Origin of the sequence: Cytophaga sp. FL35, assembly GCF_014349235.1 — a bacterium.
Classification (GTDB): domain Bacteria; phylum Bacteroidota; class Bacteroidia; order Flavobacteriales; family Flavobacteriaceae; genus Euzebyella.
In genome coordinates this window covers 185,548-194,135 of record NZ_JACSOH010000007.1, presented here as the reverse complement: position 1 = coordinate 194,135, position 8,588 = coordinate 185,548, and the positions used below count along the sequence as shown (strand labels likewise).

7 protein-coding genes are annotated in these 8,588 nt (G+C 40.9%); 5 read left to right on the top strand and 2 right to left on the bottom strand.

Going from position 1 to position 8,588, the window contains the following annotated elements:
- The 5 genes from BIZ36_RS20755 to BIZ36_RS08175 all read left to right on the top strand — a co-directional run.
- Positions 1 to 1,584 (top strand): type IX secretion system membrane protein PorP/SprF (locus tag BIZ36_RS20755; RefSeq protein WP_222937310.1); only part of this gene is annotated, 1,584 nt, incomplete at its 5' end.
- Between the two features lie 702 nt (positions 1,585 to 2,286).
- Entirely contained in the window at positions 2,287 to 2,928 is a 642-nt protein-coding gene (locus BIZ36_RS08190; protein ID WP_187457398.1) for a response regulator transcription factor, read from the top strand.
- A gap of 215 nt (positions 2,929 to 3,143) precedes the next feature.
- The gene (locus tag BIZ36_RS08185; RefSeq protein WP_187457397.1) at positions 3,144 to 3,779 is read left to right on the top strand and encodes a nitroreductase family protein; all 636 of its coding nucleotides are present in this window, start codon (positions 3,144 to 3,146) and stop codon (positions 3,777 to 3,779) included.
- A 24-nt stretch (positions 3,780 to 3,803) separates the two neighbouring features.
- Positions 3,804 to 4,997: a DegT/DnrJ/EryC1/StrS family aminotransferase gene (locus tag BIZ36_RS08180; protein ID WP_187457396.1), complete on the top strand. Its 1,194-nt coding sequence runs from the start codon at positions 3,804 to 3,806 to the stop codon at positions 4,995 to 4,997.
- Positions 4,998 to 5,078: 81 nt separating this feature from the next.
- Positions 5,079 to 5,864, top strand: a complete 786-nt coding sequence (locus BIZ36_RS08175; RefSeq protein ID WP_187457395.1) for a 3-keto-disaccharide hydrolase — start codon at positions 5,079 to 5,081, stop codon at positions 5,862 to 5,864.
- 72 nt (positions 5,865 to 5,936) lie between these two features.
- On the opposite strand, the gene ribB is transcribed toward BIZ36_RS08175, so the two are convergent.
- Together ribB and BIZ36_RS08165 are read right to left on the bottom strand one after the other, a co-directional pair.
- Entirely contained in the window at positions 5,937 to 7,079 is a 1,143-nt protein-coding gene (ribB, locus tag BIZ36_RS08170; RefSeq protein WP_187457394.1) for a 3,4-dihydroxy-2-butanone-4-phosphate synthase, read from the bottom strand.
- Positions 7,076 to 8,587, bottom strand: coding sequence for an LptF/LptG family permease (locus BIZ36_RS08165; RefSeq protein ID WP_187457393.1), 1,512 nt, complete (start codon positions 8,585 to 8,587; stop codon positions 7,076 to 7,078). The genes ribB and BIZ36_RS08165 overlap by 4 nt, the downstream gene beginning before the upstream one ends.
- Position 8,588: the final 1 nt, after the last annotated feature.

Here is an 8,588-nt window from a genome sequence, read left to right as displayed (position 1 = left end):
GTCCAGGAGTTTGGCTTCAATGCCAACTACGCCACCGCCGTAAAATTGGGAGAAAAGAACCAGCTGGCCTTTGGTACCAACGTAACCTATTATAATGAGGGCTTGGACCGTAACAGGATTGTAGCCGTAGAGAATGATAATAAGATTTTAGAGTCGCAAAAAGAAAGCAAAGTGGCCGTTCAACCAGGGATGACACTTTCTTTAGGAAACTTTGATTTTGGACTGTATGCCACGGATTTATTGAAATACAACCAAACCACAAACGAATTTGTAACCAACTTAAGTACAAAAAGTGTTAGGGCTTCCCTACAGTATAGCCATCATTTCATGGCAAGCAGGGGGTTCTTTGAAGATGCCAGGTTAATGCCATTGGTTCAAATAGGGCAGAACGTAGACGGAAGCTTGGATTATGTAGGATCCGTTTTATTGGATATGCCCACATTTGGATGGTTTCAGGCAAATTATGATGACACCTATGGGGTAAGTGCAGGATTGGGCTTTAACCTAAGTAAAAGAATGTCTTTGGGATACCTTCTTGAAAAGGATTTAAATCAGGACGATGCAGATTTAGGATGGAACCACGAAGTGTCCTTGGCCTATAACTTTGAGGACAGGGGAGATAACATCAACAGTTTGGTAGATGCCTCCAATGATGCCCAAATAGACCGAATTGTGAGAAATTACGAGGAACAGATCATGAGGCTTACCGCCGAAAATGAAAAGAATAAGAACAACTATAGAAAATCTTTTGACGAGCAGGCTCAGGATGCCTTAACAAAAATGGACGATCCCAATTCCTTGGCGTATGAAAATAGATTGATATTGGATGAAATGATTTTAAGACAGGATTCTATTGAAGCAGCACGGGACGCCGCCTTTCAGGCCCGCTTGGAGAGTATAGTAGATGTGTTGAAGCAAGAAATCCGTCAATCAAGGGATACCAGCCCCGGCCTAGAGGAAGAAAAGAAGAAAATGGCCAAATACAACACGGCCTTTGCTTCCAATACAGTGAAAGAACCGGTAATTCAACAGAATGGAGGGGACAAGCAAGTTGTAACAACGCAACAAGCAAAAGAAACCAATGTAGTGGTAGCCTCCAATGATATGATGGAGAGTGCCGTAGTAGAGAACGAAATACACAAATCCGTGGACGCTTACTTTGATCAAAGGCAGGAGGCAATGGAAAGGCAGAGACAACAACGCGTAGCTTCGGCACAAGCTAAGCCCGTGACCGCTACCGAGGCTCAAAAAGTAGCTGTACAAGAAGCGGATTTACCTATAAGAGTGTTGAACCAGGCAGATATTGTAGGTGTTAATTCCGGTTACTATGTGATAGCCAATGTATACAGCAATAAAAAATATATGAACGCCTTTATGGCAGATTTGGAGAAAAAAGGACTAAAGGCCGGCCAATTCTATAACAAGGAAAACGGATTGTACTACGTGTACTTGGCAGACTACAATTTTAAAGAAGACGCAAAAACAGCTTACATATCTAATATGAACGGTAAATACCAAGATGAAAAATGGATCATGCAGGTAGATGACCAGTCGGCAATCGTTCTTAACAGTTATGTAGACTAAACAATATTAACTTATGGTTAGTGGGACCTGATTTTTTTGGTAGAAAATTAGGCAAAAACAGCGGGGGAGGCTCCGCTGTTTTTTTGTTTATTTAGTTTTTCAAGAAGCTATTTTCTAGGTGAACGGGCATTTTTAACAGGTAAACGGCCTTCGATAAGTGGTTAATTTATTCCGATGAATGACAATTTTTAGGAGGTCTCTGGTGTAATTGAACGAAAACGACGCCTCTAAATCTGCCTCGGTTTTAAAAATTACTATGTTTGATAAACCAAATCGAATTAACCTATTTATGAACCCCCAAATCCCATTTACCATGAAGTACTACCAAAAGCATTACCTAGCAAAAAGTACAAGTAAAAATCCAAAGCTTGATACAGAACCTCTCCTTTCTTGAGAGATGAAAATTTGCAGTTGAAGCCAAAGTGTTAACCTGACATTTTTGGTGTAGACACATCACAAGCCTTTATTTCAGTTGCCATTTTAAGGAAAGGACGTTAGGTTACCTACCGTACATCCGATCTTTGGAACAGTGTCGCTAATTGTCACTTCTAGAAATAACCATCTACGGAGAAAGACCTACATACGCCTAATTTTTAATTAGCGTACACTGGGCAAGGGGGCTTGTTGACTTTAATTTAATAAGTTAAACCATAGTAAGTATTTGTAAATCAGAAATATATGCTTGCTTAAAACCCCGCTACCATGTTTACCAATTTATCAAGAATCATTGTCATAGATGACGATGTAAATTACCACGAGGCCTACCAAAATTATTTCGAATCGTTTTTAGAGTATTCCCTTATGGGTATCTACCGTACCGTAAAGGAAGCTTTGGACAATTACGATGAGGCAAGGCCAGACATTATTTTTTCTGAAGTTGAATTGCCCGATGTTTCCGGCATCGAAGGCATTCAGCTTTTGAGAAAGAAAGATCAAGAGGTGAAGATTATCATGTTGAGCACCATCAAGGATTTTGATATGGTAAAGAAAGCCTTTAAAAAATCTGCAAATGGCTATTTATCAAAACCAGTAAATGAACGTACCCTTTACAATGCATTGGATTCCATTAAAAGCAACGGCTCAACTATGAGCAATGATATTGTGAGTCAGATCATTTCAAAGTTCCAAGGTAAATCCTACAGCCTTTTCTCCGAAAGGGAAAACCAGGTGGTAGAGTACTTGAGCCAAGGGGCTACCTACAAGACCATTGCAGAAAAACTGTTCGTAACGGCCAGTGCGGTTAATTTTCACATACAGAATATCTATCTCAAGCTAAATGTGAATTCAAAATCCGAAGCACTCAGAAAACTTCAGGAAATGGAATTCTCCCGGGCCTTGATTTAGTGTACAATATGATTTGGTGTACTCTTTTTTGCGAGTGCCATTACTCCTGCAAAGGGATCGTTACAACAACGGTCCCTTTTCATTTTTGGGCCTTTCCTGAAATAACTGCCAAGAGAGAAAGCTATAAGGGAAGGTGTTACCGATTAATATGGCTATTTTTGAATTAATTTAAAAGTTTTTCATCAGTTGCCTATACTGAGTTAGTAGAAATGAACATGACAGATAGTATAAAGGACTTGGAGTGGCGTTATGCGGTTAAAAAGTTTGATGTCCATAGATTGTTGCCAGAAGAGAAAGTACTGAGATTAAAAAAGGCATTTAATTTAACGGCTACTTCGTACGGACTGCAGCCAATAACATTATTGGTAATCAAGAATAAAAAAATTCAAGAGCAATTGGTGGCCCATTCCTATGGGCAAAAACAGGTGGCCCAGGCCTCGCATCTTTTGGTTATCTGTATCCATAATGAAATAGATGAAAAATATATTCAGAAGTATTTTGACCAAGTGAAAAAGGTGAGGGGTACGGAAGATAAAATATTAAACCCCTTCCGGGACGCTTTGGTAAACGATTTTTCAAAAAAGGAAGTGGTAGAAATTATGCAATGGGCCAAAAATCAAGCGTATTTGGCCTTAGGAAATCTTTTGGCGGTTTGTGCTATGGAAAAAATCGATAGCTGCCCCATGGAAGGTTTTCGTCCCGAAGCATATGAACAAACCCTTCAATTAACGGATAAAGGGCTTCAACCGGTTTTGGTACTTCCGGTGGGCTATCGATCTAAGGACGATATTTTTTCCAACTTCAAAAAAGTGCGTAAGGAACTCAAAGAGAGTGTGATAGATATTGACTAATCAATTTAAACTTTATTATAATACATGCCGGGATTTGAACTTTTTGGGCAGGCAGAACGGGCCCAGGTAGAAGACGTTTTGCAATCTGGAGTGCTTATGCGCTACGGTTTTGACGCCATGAGAAATGGTCATTATAAAGCGTTGGAGCTTGAAGCGGCCTTGGCCAAAAAAATGGGCAGCAAGCACGCCCAGTTGGTAAGTAGCGGTACCGCAGCTTTGACTGTTGCCTTGGCCAGTGCAGGTATAGGCGCGGGAGATGAGGTTATTATGCCCACGTTTACTTTTGTGGCCAGCTTTGAATCTATTTTGGCGTTGGGGGCCATCCCAATTTTAGTAGATGTGGATGATACCCTAACCTTGCATCCCGCATCGGTAGAAAAGGCAATTACTAGGAGGACCAAGGTGGTAATGCCGGTTCATATGTGTGGGTCAATGGCCAATTTAAGGGCTCTTAAGGAAATTTGTGATAAACATTCCCTTCTTTTGTTGGAAGATGCCTGCCAAGCCATTGGTGGAAGTTACGAAGGAAAACCTTTGGGTAGTTATGGAGATTTGGGCTGTTTTTCTTTTGATTATGTAAAGACCATTACCTGTGGGGAAGGTGGTGCCCTAATTACCGATAATGAAGAGTTTAAAAAGCATGCGGACCATTATTCCGATCATGGTCACGATCATATAGGAAGCGATAGGGGAGCGGAAGCACACCCGTTTATGGGCTATAACTATAGGATATCGGAAATGCACGCTGCCGTAGGGCTGGCTCAATTGGACCGATTGGATGAATTTTTGGCTATTCAGAAAAAGAACTACGGCATTCTAAGAAATGCACTATCACAAATACCGGAAATAGTGTTTAGAAAGGTGCCAACAGGGGGAGAGGAAAGCTATGCTTTTTTAAGTTTTTTCATGCCGGATCAATTAAAGGCCGAAATGGCTCATAAAGCATTGGGTGCCGCTGGTGTGGACGCCTGTTTTTACTGGTATCACAACAATTGGCACTATTATCGTAAATGGGAACATTTGACCCATAAAAAGTCCTTGTCCAAATTGCCTTTTGACGTGCTTGAACTACTCCCGGATTATACCAAAGCTGATTTTTCTCTTTCGGACCAATGGGTGGGAAGGAATATTTCTTGCTTGATTAAATTGGGTTGGACCAATGACGAAGTTGAAAAGCGCGCGAAAACCATGGTAGAAGTACTTTCGGCCTTGGTATAATATGTATTTAAAGGAAAGCACTTAATTTAATTAAGTATATTTAGAGACTAAATAAGTATCCATATAAACACGATGAAAAAAATGAAATCTATAAAATCTCCTATTTTATTGATGGCCTTAGGGTTAGGATTACAAATGCAGGCGCAGGATTATTCCAGTGTTCCACCAAAAGAATCACCAATGCCAATGAAACCGGAAATGACCGAAATTTGGGAACCGGAGGTTAAAGTGGTAACGCCGGGCAAACAGTTGGGAGATGCACCTTCTGATGCCATTATCCTTTTTGATGGTAGCAATCTAGACCACTGGGTGAGCCAAAAGGACCCTAGCAAACCCGCTCCATGGAAAATTGTCAATAATGACCATATGGAGGTTGTACCTGGTTCGGGCGGAATTAGCACCAAGATGAAATTTGGAGACTGCCAGCTACATGTGGAGTTCAGCGCGCCGGACAAGGTGGAGTCTGAAAGTCAAGGAAGAGGAAATAGCGGTGTTTTTCTACAAAATAGATATGAGTTGCAAGTTTTGGATTCCTACAACAACCGTACCTATAGAAACGGACAGGCAGGGAGTATTTATAAGGACCATGCACCATTGGTAAATGCCATGAGAAGTCCGCTAGAATGGAACACCTATGACGTAATTTATAGGGCTCCCCGTTTTAAGGAGGATGGGACCATTGATACCAAGGCAACCATTACCGTATTGCACAATGGCGTACTAGTGCAAAACAATGTGGATATTAATGGAACTACCTTTTATATAGGTTTGCACAACTACCCGGAAGCACATGGAGATGATGTTATTTCCCTTCAGGATCACGGGAATAAAACACAATTCAGAAATATTTGGTTGCGAAAACTATAGTTATTTCAACACAAAAAATAAAAAACGGCAAGCTCTCGCTTGCCGTTTTTTTATGATTACAAGTTACCCTAATCAGTAGGAAACATATTCTACAATTTCAAGACCGTAACCCACGATACCTACACGCTTGGTTTCCGGCGAATTGGAAAGCACTTTTAATTTCACAATCCCCAGGTCATGAAGAATTTGGGCCCCAATTCCAAAATCCTTGGCATCCATTTCTACTTTGGGAGCTTTGAAAATTCCTTTTTTCTGTAATTCTTTAAGTTCTGCCAAACGCCCCAATAAATTAAGGGATTCCGGGTTCTGATTGATGAAGACAATAGCCCCTTTACCTTCTTTTTCTATGGCCTTGAACATATCCTCAAGTTTGGCATCTATATTATTGGTCAAGGTTCCCAAGATATCATTGTTCACCATAGTGGAATTAATGCGGGTAAGCACCTTGTCTTCCTTGGACCAAGTACCTTTGGTCAAGGCTAAATGCACATGATTGTTGGTGGTCTGTTGGTAAGCACGTAACCTAAACTCTCCAAAACGGGTGGTAAGATTAAAATCCTCCTTCTTAGAAATAAGACTGTCATGCTCCATTCGGTAGGCAATCAAATCCTCTATGGAGACAATTTTTAGATCGAACTTTTTGGCTACCTCAAATAATTGGGGCAGTCTGGCCATAGAGCCATCCTCGTTCATTATTTCAACGATGATACCGGCAGGTTGCAATCCGGCGAGGCGCGCAAAATCAATAGCAGCTTCAGTATGTCCGGTTCGCCTTAGCACACCGCCTTCTTTTGCAATCAGCGGAAATATATGCCCAGGTCTGGCCAAATCATGTGGTTTGGTTTCGGGGTCTACCAATGAACAGACCGTTTTGGAACGATCGGATGCAGATATACCCGTAGTGACTCCCTTACCACGTAAATCCACGGAAACGGTAAAAGCGGTTTCCATGGGGTCCGTATTATTAGTGACCATCATATGAAGGCCTAATTCCTTGCAACGGCCTTCGGTCAAGGGGGCACATATAAGACCCTTACCGTGGGTTGCCATAAAATTTACGGTTTCTGGGGTGGCCAATTCGGCAGCCGCCAAAAAATCGCCTTCATTCTCACGGTTTTCGTCATCTACAACAATAATGACCTTACCGTTTCTAATATCCTCAATGGCCTCCTCAATGGTATGCAACTTTAGCTTGTTGTCCGTATCGGTCATCATTGTTCTTCGTCTTTATTCTTTTTCTTAAATAATTTTTTGATTCGGTCAAAACCGTTTCCAAAACTCATCATGCCTCTATCTGTCGTGGCACGTTGGGTTAGATAGATGCCCAAAGGTAACATTATCATAGAAGAAAGCCATGCTCCTAAAATGGGGTGGATGTTTCCTTTGTAAGAGTAATTCTCTGCAAATACCCCCAAGAAATAATACACCAAAAACAAAAGGATGGCTACTACCATGGGCAGACCAATTCCACCCTTTCTTATGATGGCGCCCAAGGGAGCTCCAACAAAAAACAGGATGATACAGGATAGTGCCAAGGCGTACTTATCATGCAAGGAAAAAATATGCCTTCTATGAATTTCATAACGTTTATCCATCTCAATTTTCTTACCGTCTATGGAGGTCATGATATTGGAAACCGAATTTTTGGCCGCATTGATAATTTGCCCCTGCTGGTATTCCTTAAATAGGTCCATAATATCTCCCGTGAACTCCTCGGGTACAGTGTCGTTGGTGACGGAAGAGTTTGTTAATTCTTGTGTTTTGGTAGTGTCCCTGGTACGCTGCTGCACTTTTTTAACTACCGCAGAATCAATTTTTGGTATTTTACTAAAAGCGCCCATTCTATTGACTATATTCTTGGAAAATGCCGTAACGATCCGTTTGTTATCCTGCTCGAGGGAGTCCATGTCCTTTAAAAGCCGGGAAACATTTTTCATTTTCTCCCTATTGGAAACGTTTTCTTCTTCCAAGTCTTGTTCCATTTCAGGAACCTCAATGTTCATTCGGTAAATATCAAATTTTGATTTGGCAAAAGGATATTTACGTTTAGAATCACTGTCTTTATCAATAATATCCCGGTAGTAATGGCCGTCTTTCAAAACCAATTGTATAAGTTCCGAATCCTCACTACTGATCAATTCCCCTGTTTTTGCTTTGATGACCGTACTATTGACGTTGGTAGCCGTTTTTTGATGGATAATGACGTTCTTTAGAAAGCGGTCTTTTTCACCGTATTTATCATCTACCTTGATGCTCATTCCCTCAAAATCACTAAAAACCCCTTTTTCAATGGCAGCCGCAGGTTTTACCTTGGCAATATTGCGCCGCATATTGTAGATTTTCTGTTCCGATGCCGGAATCACATTATTGGCAAAATAAAACGTGACGCCGCCTAAAAAGACCATGAAAATAATAAGGCTGAGCATGGCCCTTTGTAAGGATATGCCCGAAGCTTTCATAGCGGCGAATTCATAATTCTCCGCAAAGGTCCCAAAGGTGAGAATAGAGGCTAATAATACGGTCAATGGCAGTACTTTTTCTGTAAGACTGGGCATCATATAGAAAAAGAACTTGCCAATTATCATGATATCCAGACCCTTCCCTGCAAAATCATCAATAAAAAGCCAAATCGTTTGAAAGATGAATATGAACATCAAAATCACAAACGAGCTCAAGAAATTATAAAGAAATCGCGATAGAATATATCGGTCTAGAAGTTTCAAT

Bases quoted from the DNA above. Each gene is read 5' to 3' on its own strand.
- BIZ36_RS08190 (WP_187457398.1), top strand. From the start codon at position 2,287: ATGTTTACCAATTTATCAAGAATCATTGTCATAGATGACGATGTAAAT.
- BIZ36_RS08185 (WP_187457397.1), top strand. From the start codon at position 3,144: ATGACAGATAGTATAAAGGACTTGGAGTGGCGTTATGCGGTTAAAAAG.
- BIZ36_RS08180 (WP_187457396.1), top strand. From the start codon at position 3,804: ATGCCGGGATTTGAACTTTTTGGGCAGGCAGAACGGGCCCAGGTAGAA.
- BIZ36_RS08175 (WP_187457395.1), top strand. From the start codon at position 5,079: ATGAAATCTATAAAATCTCCTATTTTATTGATGGCCTTAGGGTTAGGA.
- ribB (WP_187457394.1), bottom strand. From the start codon at position 7,079: ATGATGACCGATACGGACAACAAGCTAAAGTTGCATACCATTGAGGAG.